Genomic DNA, 20911 nt, shown 5'->3' on the forward strand with positions numbered 1-20911 from the left:
AGGTACCAAAATGTTTTGCCATTGGCAAAGGTTACGATTTATGCGGGCTCAATGAATTGAGCCCCTACAAAAGGCATTGCATGCAGTGATGGATGTATTTCGTGGTTAATGTATATTCTTTTGCTATGTAAATAAGGTATATCTTTAAGAAACGCCCGTGCTGTAGGGGCTTGATTCATCAAGCCCACCAAAGTAGCGTTTATTTAAGGATCAAAATGTTTTGCCATTGGCAAAGGTTACGATTTATGCGGGCTCAATGAATTGAACCCCTACAAAAGGCATTGCATGCAGTGATGGATGTATTTCATGGTTAATGTATATTCTTTTGCTATGTAAATAAGGTATATCTTTAAGAAACACCCGTGCTGTAGGGGCTTGATTCATCAAGCCCACCAAAGCAACGTATGTTCAAGGTACCAAAATGTTTTGCCCAAGGGTTACGTTTTATGAGGACACAAAAAACCTTTACAATAAAAAAGAAATTGGAGGAGTTAGTAAAGATGGATGATTTTAAAATCTTAGCACAGACCGATCCGGAACTGTATCAGGCAATAGATACCGAACTGAATCGGCAACGGAGAACCATTGAATTAATTGCGTCCGAGAACTTTGTCAGCCCAGCGGTAATGGCGGCCCAGGGAACGGTGCTGACCAACAAATATGCCGAGGGTTACCCCGGCAAGCGCTATTACGGTGGCTGTGAATTTGTGGATGTGGCTGAGGACTTGGCCCGGGAGCGCCTAAAGAAGCTCTTTGGTGCGGAACACGTCAACGTGCAACCCCACTCTGGGGCCAATGCCAACTTTGCGGTGTACTTTGCACTGCTGCAACCCGGTGACACCATCTTGGGTATGAACCTGGCCCACGGCGGTCACTTGACCCATGGTAGCCCGGTAAACGTATCGGGCAAATACTTCAACATTGTGGCCTACGGTGTAGATGACGAAACCCACCGCATCAATTACCAACAATTGCGGGAACTGGCCATTAAACATCAGCCCAAAATGATTGTGGCCGGTGCCAGCGCCTATCCTCGGGAAATAGATTTTAAAACCATTGGCGACATTGCCCAAGAGGTGGGTGCCTACCTGATGGTGGACATGGCCCACATTGCCGGTCTGGTGGCAGCGGGTCTGCATATCAGCCCGGTACCCTATGCCGATGTGGTTACCACCACCACCCACAAAACCCTGCGGGGACCCAGAGGGGGTGCCATTCTTTGCCAAGAGAAACACGCCCAAGCAATAGATAAAGCTATCTTCCCCGGCACCCAAGGGGGGCCACTGATGCACGTCATTGCGGCCAAGGCAGCGGCCTTTGGTGAGGCATTAAAGCCAGAGTTTAAGGAATATCAGCAACAAATTATCAACAATGCCCAGGCGCTGGCCAAGGGCTTGATGGACAGAGGCTTTAGCTTGGTGTCCGGCGGTACCGACAATCACTTGATATTGGTGGACCTGCGCAAAAACGGCGTCACCGGTAAAGAGGCCGAAAAGCTGTTGGACGAAGCCGGAGTAACAGTCAATAAAAACGCCATCCCCAACGACCCACAAAAACCCTTTGTCACCAGCGGTATCCGGGTGGGCACCCCAGCAGTGACCAGCCGCGGCTTAAAGGAACCGGACATGGACGTAATTGCCGAGATTATTAATTTGGTAATTAACCACAAAGATGATCAAGGGGCGGTTAACAAAGCCAAAGAACTAGCCGCCGGTTTATGTGACAAGTACCCACTCTACCAGTGGTAAGGGGTTGTAGGCTGATTTATCGTGCCCTTAAAAATAGCGTTTGTGTTTGAATACCCGTTTTAACTAAGGACAAATGTTGCGTTTTGGAGGGCTCAATTTATTGAGCCCCTACAAAAAACGACTTAGTAAGCAGGGGCGTGTGCAAACCGCCCCTACGCATATTTTTTATTAAGAAAGTGTGTGGTAATAAATGTCGCGACCGGATTGGGATCAATACTTTATGGATATCACTAAGGTGGTGGCCTCCCGGGCCACCTGCCTGCGGCGCAAAGTGGGGGCCACGTTGGTGAAGGATAATCACATCTTGGCCAGTGGTTATAACGGGGCACCGGCAGGTCTAAAACACTGTTTAGACATTGGCTGCATGCGGCAGGAACATAATATTCCGTCCGGCCAGCGCCATGAATTGTGCCGGGGCCTGCATGCCGAACAAAATGCGTTGATTCAGGCGGCGGTGCACGGGGTGGCCATCAGGGGTGCCACCATCTATGTAACCCACCAGCCCTGTGTGGTCTGTGCAAAAATGATTATCAACGCCGGCATCAAGCGGGTGGTGTTTGCCGGCAGTTACCCCGATGAATTATCAATGCAGATGTTTGCCGAGGCCGGCATTGAGTTGGATAAAGTTGTAGTTAAGTAACGATTGTGTTAAAGGCGGGGCGGCGTGGAAACCGTCCCTACGTTTGAACCACCGAATTTCAAAATTCAAAATTCATAATTCCAATTTTCCATTTACCCTACTTCAACAACTTTACCACATCGGCATGCTCCTCATCCTGGGCATGATCCAACGCAGTGTTGCCCTTTTTGTCTTTGATGTTTTTATCGGCACCCCGGTCCAGCAACAGTTTGACGGTGTCCGCGTGGCCCTCTTCGGCGGCGTCCATCAGGGCAGTTTGGCCATCATTGTCTTTGGCGTTGATGTCGGCCTTTTTGTCCAACAGTGCTTTGACAATGTCGGTGTGACCTCTGCTGGCGGCCCACATTAAAGCGGTGGAGCCGTTTTTCTGTTCTTTGGCATTGACGTCGGCCCCTTCCTTGAGCAGCAAATTGACCACATCCAAATGCCCGCGGGTGGCGGCGTACATTAAAACGGTGTCTCCAGATTTATTGGCAGCGTTGGGGTCGGCACCGTTATCCAGCAACGTTTTGACGGTGTCGACATGCCCCCGTTCGGCGGCATCCATGATGGCGGACCAACCGTTCTCATCCCTAAGGTTGGCATCGGCACCGTTATCTAGCAACGCTTTAACGGACTTGGTGTTACCTTGATCAGCCGCTTCCATCAGTAAAGTGTCGCCACCGTCGTTAACCTTGGTGTTGGGGTCGATGCCGGCTTTGATTAACAATTCAATGGCTTCGGCATTGCCCTTTTCAACATTTTCTTGTAAAGATTCCTTGTTTACCGCAATTTTCTTTTCCTTTAACTGCTGTTTAGCCTCTTCCTCACCGCGGCCACATCCCAGCGGAGACAACAAAAGCAATATCATTAATAAAAGCGATAATTTTTTCACCATAAATATTCCTCCTTTAATTTAAAGTTAGCTTATGCCGAGCAACATAAAAATATTTATCAAGGTAATGTAATTTCATAATAGCGTTTTTTATGTATAATAGAAGTAACGCTATAAATTGGGAGGTAATTAAGTGAAGATAAGACAAAGCAAGTGGTTACCAGTACTGATCTTGGCCCTGGCTGCCCTAATGATATTTGCAGCGGGCTGTGGCAGTGATGATAAACAGTCAGAACCCAATAACCAACAACAAGGCGTAGACCAAAAAGAGCAATTGGCAGTGACGCTGTACTTCTCCGACGACCAGGCCATGCACTTAATACCGGAAGAACGGACGATAGAGGTGGCCAGTGAACAGCCGGCAGCGGTGGGTAAAGCTGTGCTGGAGGAGTTGATAGCTGGACCCACCACCGAGGGATTAAACCGCATTATGCCCGACGACACCGAAGTGCTGGCGGTGGAAGTGACCGATGCGGTGGCCCAGGTTGATTTAAACCAAGCCTTTAAAGACAACCACTGGGGCGGCAGCGAAGGGGAAATCCATACCCTTTACAGCATTGTAAACACGTTGGCCAAGAATATCGATGTCACCGCGGTGCAGTTCACCATTGAAGGCCAAGTTGACGAGAGTATATTGGGACATATCGATACCAGTGAGCCTTTGGCACCGGATTTCGATATCATTAAAGAATAGTAGTAAAAACGCGGTGATGAGATGCACCGCGTTTTTTGTTGCGCTCACAAATTTAATGTAGGGGCTTGATTCATCAAGTCCGCTAAAGCAGCGGATGCTCAAGGAACCAAAATATTTTGCTATGGGCAAAGGTTATGTTTAGTGGGCTCAATGAATTGAGCCCCTACAAAAGGCGTTGTATGCAGCTGCGTAATTAACAACCGCAAAATGTCACTTAACAGGTATAAAGTTAAAAAACAGGCAGGAATTTAGCGGTGCAAACTAGAAGATTGTATAATTAATAAAATAATCTATAATTTCCAAAACATGTATATTTTACTAGCTGAAAGGAAAATCTAAACTGGTGATATAATGCAGACTAAAAATATAACTTTGCCCAAATTAAATAAGTTATCCCCCACGCTGGAATCCACCGCCCTCAAGTTGATGGAAGAAGCGGGGGAGTTGGCCCAGGCCATTGGTAAACTGCGGGGCATGAGTGGCGAAGCATCCCGGTTAGATGAACAACAGGTGATGCAAGTAATTACCCAGGAATTATTAGACGTGGCTCAAACCGCCGTTTCCATGATGTATGTGTTGGAAGAACATTATGAGGTGGATATAAACGAAGCCTACCAAGAACACATCGGCAAGTTGAAGCGCAAGGGATACCTTAGCGAATAATTATGAATTATGAATTTTGAATACATAAAGGAGAAGCAGCATGTTAAAGGTACTGACAGTGTTTGGCACTCGGCCAGAGGCCATTAAAATGGCGCCGCTGGTGTTGGAATTGCAGAAGACGGATGACGTGGAATGCATCGTTGCGGTAACGGCGCAACATCGCGAAATGCTGGATCAAGTGTTGGCACTATTTAACATTACCCCCCATTATGACCTAAACATCATGAAGGCGGGACAAACCTTATACGACATTACCAACCGGGCGCTGGCCGGTTTAAAGGACGTTATGGCCGATGCCAAGCCCGACGTGGTGCTGGTGCATGGCGATACCACCACCACCTTTGCCGCTTCACTGGCGGCCTTTTATAGCCAAATACCGGTGGGCCATGTGGAAGCGGGTTTGCGCACCAATAACAAATACTCTCCCTACCCCGAAGAAATGAATCGCCGCCTGACTGGGGCGCTGGCTGACCTGCATTTTGCCCCCACCCAAAGGGCAAAGGAAAACTTGCTCCAAGAAGGGGTTAACCCGGAACAGATCTTTGTCACCGGCAACACCGTCATCGATGCCCTCAAGGCTACCGTCCAGGCGGAATATAAGTTTAATATACCGGAGTTGGACAGCATTGATTATCAAAATAGAAGAGTGCTGCTGGTAACCACCCACCGCAGAGAAAATCTGGGGGAACCGATGCGAGATATCTATCGGGCCCTAAAGGACATTGTGCAGGACTACCCAGATGTGGAAGTGGTGTTTCCGGTCCATAAAAATCCGGCGGTGCGCCAAGTGGTGCAACAGGTGCTGGGGGATGTACCTCGGGTGCATTTAATTGAACCGCTGGACTACCAACCCTTTATCAACCTAATGCAACGCAGTTACCTGGTATTGACTGACTCTGGCGGTATGCAAGAGGAAGCCCCCTCACTGGGCAAACCGGTGCTGGTGCTAAGGGATACCACCGAGCGCCCAGAGGCGGTGGCGGCCGGCACAGTGCGACTAATCGGAACGAAAAGCCAGGCAGTGAGCCACCACACCAGGGAACTATTGGACAATATGCAAGCATACGAAATTATGTCCGAGTCAGTCAACCCCTATGGGGATGGAAAGGCAGCCCAGCGCATAGTGCAGGCACTTTGTTACAAATATAACAAATGGCATAATTTGCCTGAACAGTTCATACCTTAGTAGTACCCAATTATTCTAGCGGTGAATTTCGCCATAATTAGGATTATTTAAAACAGCATATAAAATTTAGAAAAAATTATTAAATTATTTATTAAAACAGAAGGAATAATGCAAGTTATGTAGAATTTTTCATTCAAATAAGTCTGAATCATTTAATAGATTTTGATAAATCAGAATTTGAATGTTGGTATTTGTCAGAAATTATTACATTAAAACAGCGCAAAGTTCTTTTTTAATCTACCCATTAGTGAAAAAAGGGATAAACATGGATGATAATCGTAATAAAGGCAAAGGAGCGTTTCAAGCGCTGGCCATTACATCAACCATTGGGGTGGAGTTAGGTATCACATCAACCCTGGGTTTTTATGGTGGGCGCTATTTAGATGAAATGCTGGGTACCACCCCGGTGTTTTTAGTTATTTGCCTGCTTTTGGGTTTGGGCGTCGGCGTCATGGGTATTATCAAAACAATTAACGCATTCTTTAAAGACAATGATGACAAAGGTGTGAAATAGTTGAATTTTTTATACAATGCTCGCACAATGGACGTACAAACCTCACGTACAATTAAATTTACCGTTGCTATCAGCATTGGTCTGTTTGTTAGCTTAATGATAGAACCCTCCCCCTTTAGATGGGGACTGGCCATCGGAGCTGTTGTGGGTGCCATCAATACATTTTTAATGTATAATCGCATGAAGCATATTGCCGCTATGTCTAAGGGCACTGCGGTATCCTTTATGCAATTTGGTTTTGTGATGCGTTTATTATTGATCATGGCGGTATTGTTTTTAGCCCTTAATTTTGAAGGGTTGAACATTTTTGGGGTGGCCTTTGGCATATTTATTGCCCCAATTATTACCATGGTGGATTTCAATATCAGCCTGATTAAAGATTATAAGGCCCATGATACCCTTGAAAACAAAAATCAAACCGAAAGGGGGGAGAATTGGTGAAAAGTATTGATCAAGTCCATCACGAACTAGGGGTGTTTTGGGATGCTATCTTTGGGGAGTTGTTTGCTGGTCCCACCCATTTGGGCACCATAGCGGGTTACCCCATTGATGTCAACTTCAAAACAATATTTATGACTTGGATAGTGATGGTGATAGTGGCGTTAATTGGTATATTGGCCACTAGAAATGTCAGTGTTGATAAGCCAGGTAGATTGCAGGTGGTATTTGAAAGTGTTTACGATTTCTTAAAGGGTTTGATTTATGACAATATCACCAGCGAGAAACGGGCTGCTTCTATGGTGACATTTATTGTTACATTATTTACGTTCTTGTTAATTTCCAACTTCTTAGGACTATTCCCAACAATGATGTCGCCCACTGCAGATATTAATACCACTTTGGGTTTGGCATTAATGGTATTTTTTATGACTCAGTTTTTGGGCCTTAAAGACAAAGGACTGGGTCACTTTAAACACCTGGTGGAGCCCTACCCGTTCTTTTTACCACTACACATTGTAGAAGAACTGGCTAAGCCAATTACGCTGGCTTTCCGTCTATTTGGTAACATCTACGCCGGTGAAGTGCTGATTGCAGTACTGTTGGGGATGATTCCGCTCACAGCAACATTCTTGGGTGGTTTTATACCATCAGTAATTTGGTTGGCATTCAGTATCTTTATTGGTACCATCCAAGCGTTCATTTTCAGTATGTTAACCATTGTTTACACATCCCAAGCTGTTAACAAGCACTAAATAAAGAATCAAAGATTATTTTTTGAAGGGAGGGGAAAACGCATGGAATTAAGTGCTGCATCTGCTATTGGTGCTTCTTTAGCCGTTGGTCTGGCTGCTCTAGGCGCTGGTATCGGTAACGGTCTGGTAACCGGTAGAACCGTTGAAGGTATTGCTCGTCAACCGGAGGCAAGAGGTGTACTACAAACAACAATGTTTATTGCTGTTGGTTTGATCGAGGCTATGCCTATTATTGCGGTAGTTATTGCGTTCATGCTAATTGGTAAGGCTGCTTAACTCACTCCTTTTGGTACTTATTTGTTTCTTTTGTAGGCAAATAGCAGGTTCTGGGCAGCCCGAACCTGCTATCGCCTTAATTTTGTCCCGCTGAAATGGAAGGAGGGGAACAAGTGGAACTGCAAGCACTTGAGGTCGCTCGTTCAGCCGCGGAAGCCTCTGGCCCATTAGTATTTAACGCCACCATTGGGGCCCAGCTATTTAACTTTGCTCTATTATTAATATTCCTTCGTCTTGTTGTTTGGAAACCGTTAATTAACGTTATCGAAAAACGCAAGGTGCAAATTGGTGAAAACATTATAGCTGCACAGAAAAACCGCAAAGAGGCTGAAGAGCTTCAGGCACAACTGAGGGCTGAGCTAGCTAAAGCCAAAGATGAAGCCCAAGCAATTATCCAACGGGCTTCCAAAGCAGCTGAAGATCAAGCTGCTGGTATTATAGAATCTGCTAAAAACGAAGCAAACCGAATTAAAGAAGACTCACTGCAAGAAATCAAAATGGAACGGGATAAAGCCGTTGCCGAATTAAGAAATGAAGTGGCTAGCTTATCTATTCTAGTGGCTTCCAAAGTAGTTTCCGAAAGAATTACCGATGACGTACAAGAAGACTTAGTGAAGAAGTTTATCGACGAGGCAGGTAAGTTGCCATGTTAGGGGGCGCTGTGGCCAGAAGATATGCCCAGGCCCTTTACGAAATTGCCATTGATAAAGGTGCGCTGGATGCAGCGGAACAGGAATTAAAAGATGTCACTGCCCTTCTAAATAAAGAAGAAGGCATTGAAAAGATTCTCAACCACCCTCAAGTAACCATTGATGGCAAAAAACAACTGATAACAGAGTTGTTCGAGGGCAGAGTATCCGAAACCACATTAAACTTCTTGTATCTAATTGTCGATCGTCATCGTGAAACCTATTTAAACGACATTGTTGCAGAATTTACCCGCTTGGCCAACGAAGCTCGTAACATGGTGGATGCCGAGGTTATCTCCGCCAAAGAGTTAAGCGAAGCCCATCAAGGGGAGTTGGCTAAGGTTTTAAGCCGCCTAGCCGGTAAAGAGGTCAGCCCAGAATTTAGAGTTGACGCTTCCATAATAGGCGGATTGGTGGTACGTATAGGGGATAAAGTTATTGATGGTAGTGTTAAACATAAACTTGAAACCCTTAAGCAACGCCTCATGTCCAAAACTAGTTAGTAGATAGATAGGGGTGAAATGGTAGATGAGTTTGCGACCTGAAGAAATTAGCTCCATTATCAGGCAGCAGATTGATAAATACCAGGCCCAAGTAGAAGTTACTGACGTGGGTACCGTTATATATGTAGGTGACGGTATTGCCCGTGTATATGGCCTGGAAGAATGTATGGCCAGTGAGCTGTTGGAATTCCCTGGTGGCACCATGGGTATGGCCCTAAACTTAGAGGAAGAAAACATCGGTGTTGTTATTATGGGACCATACACCCACATTAAAGAGGGTGACACCGTTAAGCGTACTGGTCGCATTATGTCTGTTCCTGTCGGCGATGCATTAATTGGTCGTGTTGTAAACCCATTGGGTCAACCTATGGATGGCAAAGGCCCAATTGCAAGCGATAAATTCCGTCCCATTGAGCGGATTGCTCCTGGTGTTGTTACCCGTAAGTCGGTGCACCAGCCGATGCAAACTGGTCTAAAGGCAGTGGACGCAATGATTCCCATTGGTCGGGGTCAGCGTGAGTTGATCATTGGTGACCGCCAAACCGGTAAAACCGCGTTGGCCATTGACACCATCATCAACCAAAAGGGCCAAGATATGATTTGTATCTATGTGGCGGTGGGCCAAAAGGCTTCCACAATAGCTAACGTTGTGCGCACACTGCAAGCCCATGGCGCCATGGAGTACTCCATTGTGGTTGCCGCTGCGGCTTCTGACCCTTCACCACTGTTGTACATCGCTCCCTATGCCGGATGTACCATCGGTGAAGAATTTATGGAACAAGGTAAAGATGTATTGGTGGTTTACGATGACTTGTCCAAACAGGCCACAGCTTATCGTGAATTATCACTGCTGTTACGTCGCCCACCGGGCCGTGAGGCTTTCCCCGGTGACGTATTCTACTTGCACTCTCGCCTGTTAGAGCGGGCTGCAAAATTAAACGAAGATTTCGGCGGTGGCTCCTTAACAGCGCTACCGATTATTGAAACCCAAGCAGGTGACGTATCTGCTTATATTCCAACAAACGTTATCTCCATTACCGACGGTCAGATCTTCCTGGACACCGACCTGTTTAACTCCGGTTTCCGTCCAGCGGTTGACGTAGGTCTGTCAGTATCCCGGGTTGGTGGTGCGGCACAAATTAAAGCGATGAAACAAGTTGCCGGTACATTGCGTTTGGACTTGGCTCAATATCGTGAGTTGGCAGCCTTTGCTCAGTTTGGTTCCGACTTGGATAAAGCTACCCAAGCCCGCCTAAACCGTGGTGCCCACTCAATGGAAGTGTTAAAACAAGGTCAGTACAAACCATACCCAGTAGAAGAGCAAGTTATTTCCCTCTTTAGTGCGGTGCGTGGTTACCTGGATGACCTGGACCTCAAGAAAGTTGGCGATTTTGAGCAAGGCTTGTTGCAGTACATTCGCTCCAGTAAGCCAGAAATCCTCAACGCCATTAAAGAACACAAAGAATTGAAGCCAGAAACCGAAGAGCAGTTGAAAGCTGCTATTGAGGAATTCAAAAAGACCTTTGTATAAAACTGGCAGTATTATGATTAAGGTGGTGAGAAGTTGTGGCTAACGCGCGCGATATTCGGCGTCGGATCAAAAGTGTAAAGAACACCCAACAGATTACCAAAGCGATGAAAGTAGTGGCAGCTGCCAAACTACGCCGCGCTCAAGAAGCAGCTACATCTGCTCGACCCTTTACTAAAAAGCTCAGTCAGGTAATGGGAAGGGTTAGTAGCGCCGCCGGTGGGGTTAATCACCCGCTGTTGGAAGTTCGTGAAGCTAAAAAGACCGCCTACATTATTGTTACTGCCGACTCAGGGCTTTGTGGTGGTTTCAATGCCAATATTATCCGCCAAGCTTCAGCCGAATTAAAGCAGTATGACCAGCCGGCATTGGTGACGGTGGGTCGTAAAGGCCGTGATTTCTTTAGACGGCAGAATGCTGAAATTGTAGCAGAGTATGTTAACCTTGGCGATAGTATTTCCTTTGGTCGTGCGAAAGAAATAGCTAATTATGTGATCGACAAGTACACCGCCGGTGAATTCGACGAAGTTTACCTCTTGTTTAACGAGTTTGTCAACGTTTTAACCCAACGGCCCAAAAAGGTTAAACTGTTACCCATCGAATCCTTTGATGAAGAGGGTGCAGCCGAAAAAGCCGCCGGGCAAGAGAAAAAGGCATCGGTTTCCTATATGTTTGAACCCAGTGCCGAAAGCGTTTTAGGCGAACTGTTACCTAAATATATTGAGGTAAGTATTTTCGAAGTGCTGTTGGAATCTAAGGCCGGTGAACTTGGTGCCCGGATGACAGCTATGGATTCCGCAACCAATAACGCTAAGGACTTAATTGACAGTCTGACACTGTCATTGAACCGAGCACGGCAGGCTGCAATCACTACAGAAATTTCCGAAATTGTTAGTGGAGCAGCGGCACTTGGTTAAAATAACGCAGTAATAATGTCGACACGCAAGGAGGTCGGAGAACGAAATGAACGTTGGCCATATTATATCGGTCACGGGTGTTGTTGTTGACGTAGAGTTTCCACCCGGACAGATAGCAGATGTATACAACGCATTAGTGATTCGTTCCGAGGACCAGGATCGCGATTACGGAGAGTGGGATTTAACTCTGGAAGCGGCCCTACACCTTGGTAACAACCGGGTTCGTTGTATTGCAATGTCCTCCACCGATGGTTTGGTGCGGGGCATGAAGGTAGTAGACACTGGTAAACCAATTGCGGTACCAGTGGGCAAGCCAGTATTGGGACGGATGCTGGACGTACTGGGACGACCCATTGACGGTCAAGGCGAAGTGGTGGCTGATGAATATCACCCCATTCACGCTCAACCACCAGCATTAATCGACCAGGCCTCTGGCGAAGATATGTTAGAAACCGGTATCAAAGTGGTAGACTTAATGATCCCCTTCCTGAAGGGTGGTAAAATTGGTCTGTTCGGTGGTGCCGGCGTAGGTAAAACCGTTATCGTTATGGAGCTGATCAACAACATCGCTAAGCAGCACGGTGGTATTTCTGCTTTCGCTGGCGTTGGTGAGCGGACCCGTGAAGGTAACGACTTGTACTACGAAATGAAGGAGTCAGGCGTTCTGGACAAAACCATGTTGGTGTTTGGTCAGATGAACGAACCACCGGGTGCCCGTCTGCGGGTGGCACTTACAGGGCTCACCCTTTGTGAATACTATCGTGATGAAGGGGCAGACGTGCTGCTCTTTATCGATAACATTTTCCGTTTCACCCAGGCCGGTTCTGAGGTTTCGGCGCTACTGGGCCGGATGCCATCAGCGGTGGGTTACCAACCAACCCTGGCCACAGAGATGGGTCAAATGCAGGAGCGGATTACATCCACCAAGAAGGGTTCTATCACCTCTGTTCAGGCCGTTTATGTGCCTGCGGACGACTTGACAGACCCGGCCCCTGCAACCACATTTGCGCACTTGGACGCCACCGTTGTATTGTCCCGTTCCATCGCCGAGCTTGGTATTTACCCAGCCATCGACCCACTGGACAGTACTTCACGGATTCTGGACCCCAACGTTGTGGGTAAAGAACACTATGAGTGCGCCCGTAACGTACAGGCCGTACTGCAGCGCTACAAAGAACTGCAGGACATCATCGCCATTCTAGGTATGGACGAATTGTCCGAGGATGATAAATTAACCGTTGCCCGGGCCCGTAAGCTGCAACGTTTCCTATCTCAGCCATTCCATGTGGCCGAGCAATTTACCGGTTATGCTGGTAAATACGTGACACTGAAGGAAACCATCCGCGGCTTTAACGAAATTCTCGATGGTAAGCACGACGACCTACCTGAAGGTGCTTTCTTATACGTAGGTACCATTGACGAAGCCGTTGAAAAAGGCAAGAAGATGTTAGAAGAGGGTGCTTAATATGGCGAAGACTCAACGCCTTGATATTGTCACCCCTGAAAAAGTGGTGTTCAGCGAGGAAGTTGAATTCGTCGTAGCACCTGGAGTGGAAGGCGAGTTGGGCTTCCTGCCCGAGCACGCTCCCCTAGTCAGCGCGTTAAAAACTGGCGTGCTGCGGGTGCAGCAGGGTGGTAAAGAATTTAAAGTTGCCATCAGTGGCGGCTTTGTAGAGGTAAAAAACAGCCGCGTAGTGGTTTTGGCTGACACGGCCGAAAGTGAAGACGAAATTGACGTCGAACGGGCTCAAGAGGCTAAAAAACGCGCAGAACAACGCCTTGCCAGCAAAACCGCCGACATAGACGTTGCCCGTGCCGAAGCGGCACTGCAACGCTCACTGGCAAGACTAAAGGCGGCCGGCAAAGCATCATAACGCAAAAAAGTCAGGTTTTAAACCCTGACTTTTTTGTGCGTTTATATTCCATTGTTAATTCAATGAAAAGTTAATTTCAAAGGCACAACTGTCTTCGCCATTATAGGGTATGGCAATAATGGGCGATTTAACGCTAACATTCATTTGACCATCGCCGTATAATATTGTCGGCGGCGTTATATTGGCCTTTTTGGCAGTTAATTCGTTGAGCTTAATCAACGCATTGCCCGAAACCATGTTAGATATTTCCCCCAGGGCAGACAATGCTAAATCGTCAATGTCTGCAATCTCCATGCCACACATTTCGCTGGTTAATCGCAAGGCAAAGTCCTTGGTAAAGGAAAAAACCACCTGGCCCTCCACTTCGCCGTTAAAACCAACAATACATACAATGGATTCACCGGTAAACTGACTATCTTTCATTAAGGGTTTTTGCCGGGTTAATTTAATATTGCCTGCCATCTGTTTAAAAATTTCTTCGGTACCCATAATAAAAGAATTTATGTAGTTAACATCCATCTTACGCTATCACACCTCCTAATCTTCTGCATTCCACAAAGACATTCATAATTACATGCAAACGCATTATGTAGGGGTTCGATTCATCAATCCCACTCAAATGTAACCTCCGTTAAAGGGAAAAATGCCTGTATAACCCACAAACAACTAAAAACACAAAAAGCAACCCACAAAAAGGTTGCTAAGATAAACAATACTATCACTAAGCAACCTGGCAACCATAGAAAAACCGTAGGCCCATGGCTTTGCGTCCCTGCCTTTCAACAGGTTTGCCCAATATGTATCACCATATTTTTCTACAATATTTTCTAAAGTCCTTCATTATTATCAAATTTCTGTCGATTTTTGCAATAAAAAAGCCACATCCTTTGGATGTGGCTTTCACTGGAGCCGACGATGGGACTCGAACCCGCAACCTGCTGATTACAAGTCAGCTGCTCTGCCAATTGAGCTACGTCGGCACAACACATTTATATTTATACCAAAACCCACCCCAAAGGTCAAGTACAATTAAGCAGCAAAATTTACCGACAAACAAGCAGCGTTAAGCGGACAAATCAACCCCTGTAAAAGGCCCAATGTATGTAATAATGAATGCACCTTGCCAAAAACGCAACACACATGATGTAGGGGCGCGATTCATCGCGCCTGCTAACCGAAATGTTAATTAGTAGACCAAAGGTTTTTACTGTCTACAAATGTCAATATGTACTATATTGTCGAAATAACAAAAATAAACACATCGATTAGCAGGAATTATGACATACTTTGCAGTAGTATATACCAGATATTACATAATACTAAGAAAGCGAGGCAGAAAAACAATGCAAAAAAGGTTTCCGTTAATAGCAATCCTTGCTATGGGCCTGCTTCTCACCTGTGCAGGCTTTGCTTTGGCGGCCGATTTTTCTGATACCCAAGGTCACTGGGCAGAAAGCCAGATTAACAATTGGTCTGAAAAAGGCTTGACCGGTGGTTATTCCGATGGCACATTTAAGCCCAATAACACCATCACCAGAGCAGAATTTATTGCGTTGGTAAACAGAGCCTTTGATTTCACCGAAACCGATGAAGTTAATTTTACCGATGTTAAGCCAACTAATTGGTTTGCGGGTGAAATTGCTAAAGCCAAAGCGGCAGGTTATGTTGGCGGCTATAGTGATGGTACCATAAAACCCAATAATCAGATCACCCGCCAAGAGGCAGCTTCCATGTTGGCGAGAATTCTTGAACTTAATGAAAGAAACAGTACCGATTCCGTTGAAAAATTTGCCGATGCCCAATCCATTCCCCAGTGGAGCAAAGGGGCAATTGGTGCCGTGGTGGTCAAAGGTTACATGGGCGGTTATCCGGACCAAACCTTTAAACCAACCCAAGCCATCACCAGAGCCGAAGCCATTGTAACCATTGACCGGGCCATTGGCCAAGTGGAATTGCCGGCAGAAAGCCCGGTGAAAGATGTTACCTATGATCAAGCAGGTACATATGGTCCAAAATCGGGTACAGAAACCATTGAAGGTGATGTAACTGTTACCGCAGATGGCGTTACCTTGCAAAACCTAAACATTAAAGGTGACTTAACCTTAGCTGAAGAAATTGGCGAAGGAGAGGTTACACTAACTAACGTTACCGTCAAAGGGAATACCGATGTTTATGGCGGTGGCGAAAACAGTATTATCATCAGTAATTCTAATCTGGGCAAACTAAATGTCAGTAAAGAAAACGGCAAAATCCGCATCGTTGTCTCTGGCAACACCACCGTTGATGAAGTGGTGGCTAACTCCGGAGCAAAACTGGAAGAACAGAGCATCACCGGTGAAGGATTTAAGGAAGTTGTAATTGATGCACAGGATGCTGACAAAATCACCTTAGTGGGCACCTTTGAATCGGTGGATGTAAAATCTGAAGGCGTTACCATTGATGTGCCCCGGGGCACCACCGTTAACACCATAACCCTAGATGCAGCAGCAAAGGTAACAGGACAAGGCAAAATAACCACCGCAAAGGTTAATGCTGACGGAGTATCATTCCAAAAGTCACCAACCAATATTAATAAAGCCGAAGGCGTATCATCACCCACAGTAAGTCGTCCCAGCGGTGGTGGCGGTGGCGGCGGTAGTAGCAGTGGTAGCAATACTGTAACCGTTAGCGATATCAAGGGTAAAGATGCTATCACCAGAAACGCTTTATCGCCAAACTCCAGTAATCCGGTACAATACAATTGGGATGAATATACTGTTACTGTAAGGAACTCAAAAGAAACCGTAACCTGGAGCGTATATAATGAAACTGCTGGTTACATTGAACCGGGAGTGAAGGTGCGTGGATTTTCATACGCAGTTAACCAAGACAACAAAAACAGTGTTATAGCTGCAGTATATAAAGATGCTATAGTAGATGATAAGTTCACCATTAAAGCTACCCTAGGTTCTATCGAAAAAACCAAAACCATAACCATTGTAGAGCCAAGACTGGCAGTGATAAAAATTGCCGGAGAATCGGTAGTAACGGTTGGTACAACCGAGCAATACTATAGCACTGCTTTTGATCACTTGACTTATGAAATGGATCAAACTGTAACTTGGTCAGTGGATCCTGGCACTGGTGAAGCAACTATAGACGAAAATGGTATACTGACCGCAACCAAGGTAGGAACTGTAATGGTAATAGCTACATCGGAAGAAAATCCCGAATTCAGTAGCGTTAAGCAGGTAACAATAGTACCTGAATCTGAAACAAAAATGCATACCGTTATTTTTAAAGTTTGTGATAAAAACACCAGCGAACCCATTGAGGGTGCGACTGTGTCAGTTGATGAAACAGTGATAGAAACAGATGTAAACGGTTGCGCAGAATTTGAATTAACGCCCGGGCAACACACTTATACAGTTTCTGCTGAGGGATATGAAGGGCAAAGTAACATGATTTTCGAAGCTTCAACTGATCAACAGGAAATTCCTCTTTGTTTAGAAGAAATAGCAGAGCCCACTGTAGGAGCAGTAACGGGATTAACAGTAACTCCAGGGGATGGACAAGTAAAATTAAGCTGGACTGCAGCTGTTAATGCTGTTAAGCATTGTGTTGAGATATACGAAGGGCAAAAAACAAATAATTGGACTGAAGGTTATATAACCTGCCTAGAGACAACCGATACATCTATGACAGTGGATACATTTGAAATAGATGACGTAGGTAACACCTATACACTGAAAAATGATGGAACCACCTATACGTTTAAAGTTTATGGTGTTGATGGATCAGGGCAATGGGGTGAAGACGCTATTGTACATGCAACACCCAATGTGCAATAAATAAAATTACTTAAATGCAGAAGACCCAGCAAGGTAGAGTTAAAATTAACTCACCCTGCAGGGTCTTCTTTTTCTACATTAAACATGATCGACAAATCAACGTATTGAACCACACCAATTGGGCAAAACTAATAGGTGTATCTAACCAAAAAACAATGTTGAGGCGCAAACTGATGGAAAAATTACTTATTCGTGGTGGCAACAAACTTAATGGAACCATTAGGGTGGGCGGTGCCAAAAACGCCGTTTTGCCAATTATAGCGGCCACATTGCTCACCGGTGAGCAATGCCGTATATTGGGGGTGCCCAAATTAACCGATGTTTACACCATCGGCACGGTGTTGGAATCACTGGGCGCCAAAGTAAACATGGATGATGATGAAATGCAAGTGACTGCCGCAGAAATCACCTCATCAGAGGCGGCCTACGAATACGTGCGCCGCATGCGGGCCTCCTTTTTAGTGATGGGTCCACTGCTGGCCCGCACCGGCAAAGCAATAATCTCGTTGCCGGGGGGATGCGCCATTGGCACCAGACCCATTGACCTGCACCTGAAGGGGTTTACCGCCCTGGGGGCAAAAATAGAGTACGGCCAAGGCTACATCGAAGCTAAAACCAAAAAATTAGTGGCCAGCCGCATTTACTTAGACTTTCCCAGCGTCGGCGCCACCGAAAACATCATGATGGCAGCCACGCTGGCCGAAGGCACCACCATCTTAGAAAACGCTGCCGAAGAACCGGAAATTGTTGATTTGGCCAACTTCCTCAATTCCATGGGGGCCAAAATCAAGGGTGCCGGCACCAAAGTGATCAGAATAGAAGGGCAAAAAAGACTACGGGGTACCAGCCATAATGTCATTCCCGACCGCATAGAGGCCGGCACCTATATGGCCGCAGCGGCCATCACCGGTGGCAATGTACTGGTGGATAACGTAATCGTTGACCACCTAAAGCCGGTGGTGGCCAAACTGAAAGAGGCGGGAGTGAAAATAGTGGAAGAGGATAACGGTGTCAGAGTGATCTCCAGCGGCCAGTTGAAAGGGGTAGATATTAAAACGCTGCCCTACCCGGGCTATCCCACCGACATGCAGGCCCAAATGATGGCCCTAATGACGGTTGCCCAAGGCACCAGTGTCATCACCGAAACGGTTTTTGAAAACCGCTTTATGCACGTCAATGAATTAAGACGCATGGGAGCCAAAATAAAAATAGAGGGCCACGCCGCCATAGTGGAGGGTGTGCCCAAACTCAGCGGCGCCCAAGTAAAGGCCACCGACCTCAGGGCCGGTGCCGCCCTGGTAATTGCCGGGCTTGTGGCCGAAGGCCACACCGAAGTCAGCAACCTAAACCACATCGACAGAGGCTACTACAAACTAGAACAAAACCTCCGCCAAGTAGGGGCCGACATAACCAGAATTAATGTTAAATAACATACATATAATATCAATTATTTTTTATTGCTACATGGTTCCATATATGGTACCATAAATTCAGGTGGCGATTTTGTATTGACCAAAATTATCAAGTTATACGCACAAATTGTCAATAACCTAAAAACGTTAAATATGAAACTCTAGACAAAATCCTAAGAAAGCATGGTTTTAAATGCAGACAGCCAAGTGGAGGTTCTAGTCATTACAATTACTATCATCCAGAATTACCTGATGTACTAACAATACCATATGCTAGACCCATTAAAGCTATCTATGTTAAACAGGCGATTGCTGCAATACAAAAACTAAAAGAGGGAAGTGAGTTAGATTGAAGGACTTAAAATATTACGAAAGTTTAAATTATGAAATTAAAATCAGAAAACTCACTGAAGAAGAGGGTGGTGGTTGGTTTGTAGAAATTCCTCTTCTTCCTGGGTGCATGTCTGATGGTGAAACCGTTGAAGAAGCTATTGCTAACATAGTTGATGCAAAAAAAAGTTGGATTAAAACTTGTTTAGAATTAGGTAGAGATGTACCAGAGCCGACGACCGATGATTTTTCTGGCCAGCTAAGACTAAGAATGCCAAAATCCTTGCACAAAGCACTGTCAGAAAAAGCCAAAGCTGAAAATGTAAGTCTAAATCAACTTATTATTTATCAATTAGCACAGGGTGTTGGGCAACAAATGAATTAAACTATAGTGTTTCGTTGCCGGTGCCAGGTTCCTGCCGTTGATAAAATTAACTAATTCCACAAACCTACGCACCAGCAGGTGCCTGGCACCGCTAAGCAACCTAATGTAGGGGCTGGTTTCCACGCCGGCCTGCCAAACGAAACTACCAAGGTATCTTATCCATGTACTCCCCCTTTAAAATGGGGGATATTTTGCTTTTCAAAGGCTCTGGCACATCCTTCAATTTCATCTCGTCCACATTCAATATCTCAACCGTATCCACCTTAACCTTCATGGCCAACTCTTTAGCGGTGAACCCTTGATTCTTTCGCAATTCCTTAACCAATTTGTTTTCCTTCCCCCATAACCAACCAAACAAAAAACCACTTCCTCCTCTACATTAATCATCTACCACATATGGGTTTATGCTAACCAGCCCACTTTCATTGGCATTTTCTTACCCCCTCTTACTCATCTTATTAATCTTATTATAATTTAAAGTGAATATAGCAGTCAAAAGAACAATAACCCCTGCAAAATTCCAAGTTCTAATCTACCCTGGACAAGCATATACATAAATACAGGACAAGCTCGCAAACAAGGGAGTGGTCACCATTAGAAAAGCAATTCTTGGCATCATCCTCATTGCCGTCGCTATAATTGTCCTGTTACCCGCCATTAACAAATCAGAACAAAAGGCGGTAACCAGGCACGAAATAAAAATCTACCACCATGCCAGCGGCCAAATAGAAACCATGCCGCTGGAAGAATACCTCATTGGTGTTGTGGCCGGAGAAATGCCGGCGGAATTTCCCAGCGAGGCCCTGAAGGCCCAGGCAGTAGCAGCCCGTACCTATATAGCCCAGCGCCTGTTGCCGGGGGGAGTAGAAAACCCCACCCATCCCGGGGCAGACATCTGTGACGATCACCGCCATGGCCAAGCCTGGCTGTCCAAAGAGCAAATGAAAGAACGTTGGGGCACAGCCAACTACCTACATTATTACCCCAAAATAAAGTGGGCGGTGCAGGCCACAGAAAACCAAGTGCTAACCTATAATAAGCAACTAATTACCCCGGTGTATCATGCCTCCTGTGGCGGCCAAGGCACCGAAAACTCCGGCGATGTTTGGCAAACGGATTTACCCTATTTAAAAAGCGTGTCCTGCCCCTACTGTGCTGACCCACAACCCATCAGAACGGTGAGCTATCCCTTAGATAAAGTGGCCCAGCGCCTGCAGGTGGACCTCAATGCCATTCCGGCTATGGCCAACGGAGCCCAACAACCGATAAAAATAACTGCCAAAACTTCAACTGGCCGCCCGAAAACAATTACCATTGGGGAAAAACAAATACCGGCCACAACCTTTAGGGAATTGCTGGCCCTAAGATCAACCCAGTTCAGCTATGAAATAAAAAATAACCAAATAACCTTCACTACCCAAGGCTACGGCCATGCCGTGGGCCTGTGCCAATACGGAGCCAAAGGCCTAGCCCAACACGATAAAACCTACCGACAAATCCTAGCCCACTACTACCCCGGCACCAAAATAGCCAAGATAAAATAAATAGAAGGAGCAGACCAACAAATTGGTCTGCTCCTTTTCATACACGCGCCCACCAACCGCAACGTAGGTTTATAAACCAAACATTATTCACCATGTACAAATGTTACGTTA

23 protein-coding genes, 1 tRNA gene and 1 riboswitch are annotated in these 20911 nt (G+C 45.9%); of the genes, 20 read left to right on the forward strand and 4 right to left on the reverse strand.

Going from position 1 to position 20911, the window contains the following annotated elements:
• Window positions 1-500: 500 nt before the first annotated feature.
• Both glyA and V6C27_13115 read left to right on the forward strand, forming a co-directional pair.
• Complete coding sequence (glyA, locus tag V6C27_13110; GenBank protein MEG6617345.1) at window positions 501-1748, forward strand: serine hydroxymethyltransferase; 1248 nt, start codon at window positions 501-503, stop codon at window positions 1746-1748.
• Between the two features lie 190 nt (window positions 1749-1938).
• Window positions 1939-2388: a cytidine/deoxycytidylate deaminase family protein gene (locus V6C27_13115; GenBank protein ID MEG6617346.1), complete on the forward strand. Its 450-nt coding sequence runs from the start codon at window positions 1939-1941 to the stop codon at window positions 2386-2388.
• A 97-nt stretch (window positions 2389-2485) separates the two neighbouring features.
• On the opposite strand, the gene V6C27_13120 is transcribed toward V6C27_13115, so the two are convergent.
• A complete protein-coding gene (locus V6C27_13120; GenBank protein MEG6617347.1) occupies window positions 2486-3265 on the reverse strand; it encodes an ankyrin repeat domain-containing protein in 780 nt (259 codons plus the stop codon).
• 130 nt (window positions 3266-3395) lie between these two features.
• On the opposite strand from V6C27_13120, the gene V6C27_13125 reads away from it, so the two are divergent.
• The 13 genes from V6C27_13125 to V6C27_13185 all read left to right on the forward strand — a co-directional run bounded on the left by V6C27_13125 (window position 3396) and on the right by V6C27_13185 (window position 13299).
• A complete protein-coding gene (locus tag V6C27_13125; protein MEG6617348.1) occupies window positions 3396-3956 on the forward strand; it encodes a GerMN domain-containing protein in 561 nt (186 codons plus the stop codon).
• Window positions 3957-4307: 351 nt separating this feature from the next.
• The gene (locus tag V6C27_13130; GenBank protein MEG6617349.1) at window positions 4308-4619 is read left to right on the forward strand and encodes a MazG-like family protein; all 312 of its coding nucleotides are present in this window, start codon (window positions 4308-4310) and stop codon (window positions 4617-4619) included.
• Between the two features lie 40 nt (window positions 4620-4659).
• Window positions 4660-5805: a UDP-N-acetylglucosamine 2-epimerase (non-hydrolyzing) gene (gene wecB, locus V6C27_13135; protein MEG6617350.1), complete on the forward strand. Its 1146-nt coding sequence runs from the start codon at window positions 4660-4662 to the stop codon at window positions 5803-5805.
• Between the two features lie 265 nt (window positions 5806-6070).
• Window positions 6071-6319 carry an AtpZ/AtpI family protein gene (locus tag V6C27_13140; GenBank protein ID MEG6617351.1) on the forward strand — a complete coding sequence of 83 codons (249 nt, stop codon included), beginning with the start codon at window positions 6071-6073 and terminating at the stop codon, window positions 6317-6319.
• The gene (locus tag V6C27_13145) at window positions 6320-6760 is read left to right on the forward strand and encodes an ATP synthase subunit I (protein ID MEG6617352.1); all 441 of its coding nucleotides are present in this window, start codon (window positions 6320-6322) and stop codon (window positions 6758-6760) included.
• Window positions 6757-7512, forward strand: a complete 756-nt coding sequence (gene atpB / locus V6C27_13150; protein MEG6617353.1) for a F0F1 ATP synthase subunit A — start codon at window positions 6757-6759, stop codon at window positions 7510-7512. The genes V6C27_13145 and atpB overlap by 4 nt, the downstream gene beginning before the upstream one ends.
• Before the next feature lie 42 nt (window positions 7513-7554).
• Complete coding sequence (atpE, locus tag V6C27_13155; protein ID MEG6617354.1) at window positions 7555-7788, forward strand: F0F1 ATP synthase subunit C; 234 nt, start codon at window positions 7555-7557, stop codon at window positions 7786-7788.
• A gap of 113 nt (window positions 7789-7901) precedes the next feature.
• Window positions 7902-8441 carry a F0F1 ATP synthase subunit B gene (gene atpF / locus V6C27_13160; GenBank protein MEG6617355.1) on the forward strand — a complete coding sequence of 180 codons (540 nt, stop codon included), beginning with the start codon at window positions 7902-7904 and terminating at the stop codon, window positions 8439-8441.
• Window positions 8435-8980: a F0F1 ATP synthase subunit delta gene (locus tag V6C27_13165; GenBank protein MEG6617356.1), complete on the forward strand. Its 546-nt coding sequence runs from the start codon at window positions 8435-8437 to the stop codon at window positions 8978-8980. The genes atpF and V6C27_13165 overlap by 7 nt, the downstream gene beginning before the upstream one ends.
• Window positions 8981-9005: 25 nt before the next feature.
• Entirely contained in the window at window positions 9006-10511 is a 1506-nt protein-coding gene (atpA, locus tag V6C27_13170) for a F0F1 ATP synthase subunit alpha (GenBank protein ID MEG6617357.1), read from the forward strand.
• A 35-nt stretch (window positions 10512-10546) separates the two neighbouring features.
• On the forward strand, window positions 10547-11425 hold the full coding sequence (atpG, locus tag V6C27_13175) for an ATP synthase F1 subunit gamma (GenBank protein MEG6617358.1): 879 nt from the start codon (window positions 10547-10549) through the stop codon (window positions 11423-11425).
• A 46-nt stretch (window positions 11426-11471) separates the two neighbouring features.
• Window positions 11472-12890, forward strand: a complete 1419-nt coding sequence (gene atpD, locus V6C27_13180; GenBank protein MEG6617359.1) for a F0F1 ATP synthase subunit beta — start codon at window positions 11472-11474, stop codon at window positions 12888-12890.
• A gap of 1 nt (window position 12891) precedes the next feature.
• On the forward strand, window positions 12892-13299 hold the full coding sequence (locus V6C27_13185; protein ID MEG6617360.1) for a F0F1 ATP synthase subunit epsilon: 408 nt from the start codon (window positions 12892-12894) through the stop codon (window positions 13297-13299).
• A gap of 54 nt (window positions 13300-13353) precedes the next feature.
• On the opposite strand, the gene V6C27_13190 is transcribed toward V6C27_13185, so the two are convergent.
• Both V6C27_13190 and V6C27_13195 read right to left on the reverse strand, forming a co-directional pair.
• Complete coding sequence (locus V6C27_13190; GenBank protein MEG6617361.1) at window positions 13354-13818, reverse strand: chemotaxis protein CheX; 465 nt, start codon at window positions 13816-13818, stop codon at window positions 13354-13356.
• A 202-nt stretch (window positions 13819-14020) separates the two neighbouring features.
• Window positions 14021-14102, reverse strand: a riboswitch (cyclic di-GMP riboswitch).
• A gap of 101 nt (window positions 14103-14203) precedes the next feature.
• Window positions 14204-14279 (reverse strand) — tRNA-Thr (locus tag V6C27_13195).
• Between the two features lie 363 nt (window positions 14280-14642).
• Between V6C27_13195 and V6C27_13200 the strand changes: the two genes are divergently transcribed.
• From V6C27_13200 to V6C27_13215, 4 genes are all read left to right on the forward strand, one after another.
• Window positions 14643-17129: an S-layer homology domain-containing protein gene (locus V6C27_13200; GenBank protein ID MEG6617362.1), complete on the forward strand. Its 2487-nt coding sequence runs from the start codon at window positions 14643-14645 to the stop codon at window positions 17127-17129.
• A 173-nt stretch (window positions 17130-17302) separates the two neighbouring features.
• The gene (gene murA, locus V6C27_13205) at window positions 17303-18559 is read left to right on the forward strand and encodes a UDP-N-acetylglucosamine 1-carboxyvinyltransferase (GenBank protein ID MEG6617363.1); all 1257 of its coding nucleotides are present in this window, start codon (window positions 17303-17305) and stop codon (window positions 18557-18559) included.
• Between the two features lie 152 nt (window positions 18560-18711).
• A complete protein-coding gene (locus tag V6C27_13210; GenBank protein ID MEG6617364.1) occupies window positions 18712-18894 on the forward strand; it encodes a hypothetical protein in 183 nt (60 codons plus the stop codon).
• Complete coding sequence (locus tag V6C27_13215; protein ID MEG6617365.1) at window positions 18891-19256, forward strand: type II toxin-antitoxin system HicB family antitoxin; 366 nt, start codon at window positions 18891-18893, stop codon at window positions 19254-19256. Before V6C27_13210 ends, V6C27_13215 begins: the two co-directional genes overlap by 4 nt.
• 142 nt (window positions 19257-19398) lie before the next feature.
• Here the strand turns inward: V6C27_13215 and V6C27_13220 are convergent, their stop codons facing one another.
• Window positions 19399-19614, reverse strand: a complete 216-nt coding sequence (locus V6C27_13220) for a transcriptional regulator (GenBank protein ID MEG6617366.1) — start codon at window positions 19612-19614, stop codon at window positions 19399-19401.
• Between the two features lie 226 nt (window positions 19615-19840).
• Here V6C27_13220 and spoIID point away from each other — a divergent pair, with 226 nt between their 5' ends.
• On the forward strand, window positions 19841-20800 hold the full coding sequence (gene spoIID / locus V6C27_13225; protein ID MEG6617367.1) for a stage II sporulation protein D: 960 nt from the start codon (window positions 19841-19843) through the stop codon (window positions 20798-20800).
• The last annotated feature ends 111 nt before the right edge of the window (window positions 20801-20911 follow it).

Source organism: Peptococcaceae bacterium 1198_IL3148, from assembly GCA_036763105.1.
GTDB lineage: Bacteria > Bacillota > Desulfotomaculia > Desulfotomaculales > Desulfohalotomaculaceae > JBAIYS01.

What these genes read in the sequence shown, in the direction of transcription:
- murA (MEG6617363.1), top strand. Translation starts at nt 17,303, where the DNA reads ATGGAAAAATTACTTATTCGTGGTGGCAACAAACTTAATGGAACCATT.
- V6C27_13185 (MEG6617360.1), top strand. Translation starts at nt 12,892, where the DNA reads ATGGCGAAGACTCAACGCCTTGATATTGTCACCCCTGAAAAAGTGGTG.
- V6C27_13120 (MEG6617347.1), bottom strand. Translation starts at nt 3,265, where the DNA reads ATGGTGAAAAAATTATCGCTTTTATTAATGATATTGCTTTTGTTGTCT.
- atpD (MEG6617359.1), top strand. Translation starts at nt 11,472, where the DNA reads ATGAACGTTGGCCATATTATATCGGTCACGGGTGTTGTTGTTGACGTA.
- glyA (MEG6617345.1), top strand. Translation starts at nt 501, where the DNA reads ATGGATGATTTTAAAATCTTAGCACAGACCGATCCGGAACTGTATCAG.
- wecB (MEG6617350.1), top strand. Translation starts at nt 4,660, where the DNA reads ATGTTAAAGGTACTGACAGTGTTTGGCACTCGGCCAGAGGCCATTAAA.
- V6C27_13165 (MEG6617356.1), top strand. Translation starts at nt 8,435, where the DNA reads ATGTTAGGGGGCGCTGTGGCCAGAAGATATGCCCAGGCCCTTTACGAA.
- atpE (MEG6617354.1), top strand. Translation starts at nt 7,555, where the DNA reads ATGGAATTAAGTGCTGCATCTGCTATTGGTGCTTCTTTAGCCGTTGGT.
- V6C27_13130 (MEG6617349.1), top strand. Translation starts at nt 4,308, where the DNA reads ATGCAGACTAAAAATATAACTTTGCCCAAATTAAATAAGTTATCCCCC.
- V6C27_13140 (MEG6617351.1), top strand. Translation starts at nt 6,071, where the DNA reads ATGGATGATAATCGTAATAAAGGCAAAGGAGCGTTTCAAGCGCTGGCC.
- V6C27_13200 (MEG6617362.1), top strand. Translation starts at nt 14,643, where the DNA reads ATGCAAAAAAGGTTTCCGTTAATAGCAATCCTTGCTATGGGCCTGCTT.
- V6C27_13115 (MEG6617346.1), top strand. Translation starts at nt 1,939, where the DNA reads ATGTCGCGACCGGATTGGGATCAATACTTTATGGATATCACTAAGGTG.
- atpA (MEG6617357.1), top strand. Translation starts at nt 9,006, where the DNA reads ATGAGTTTGCGACCTGAAGAAATTAGCTCCATTATCAGGCAGCAGATT.
- V6C27_13190 (MEG6617361.1), bottom strand. Translation starts at nt 13,818, where the DNA reads ATGGATGTTAACTACATAAATTCTTTTATTATGGGTACCGAAGAAATT.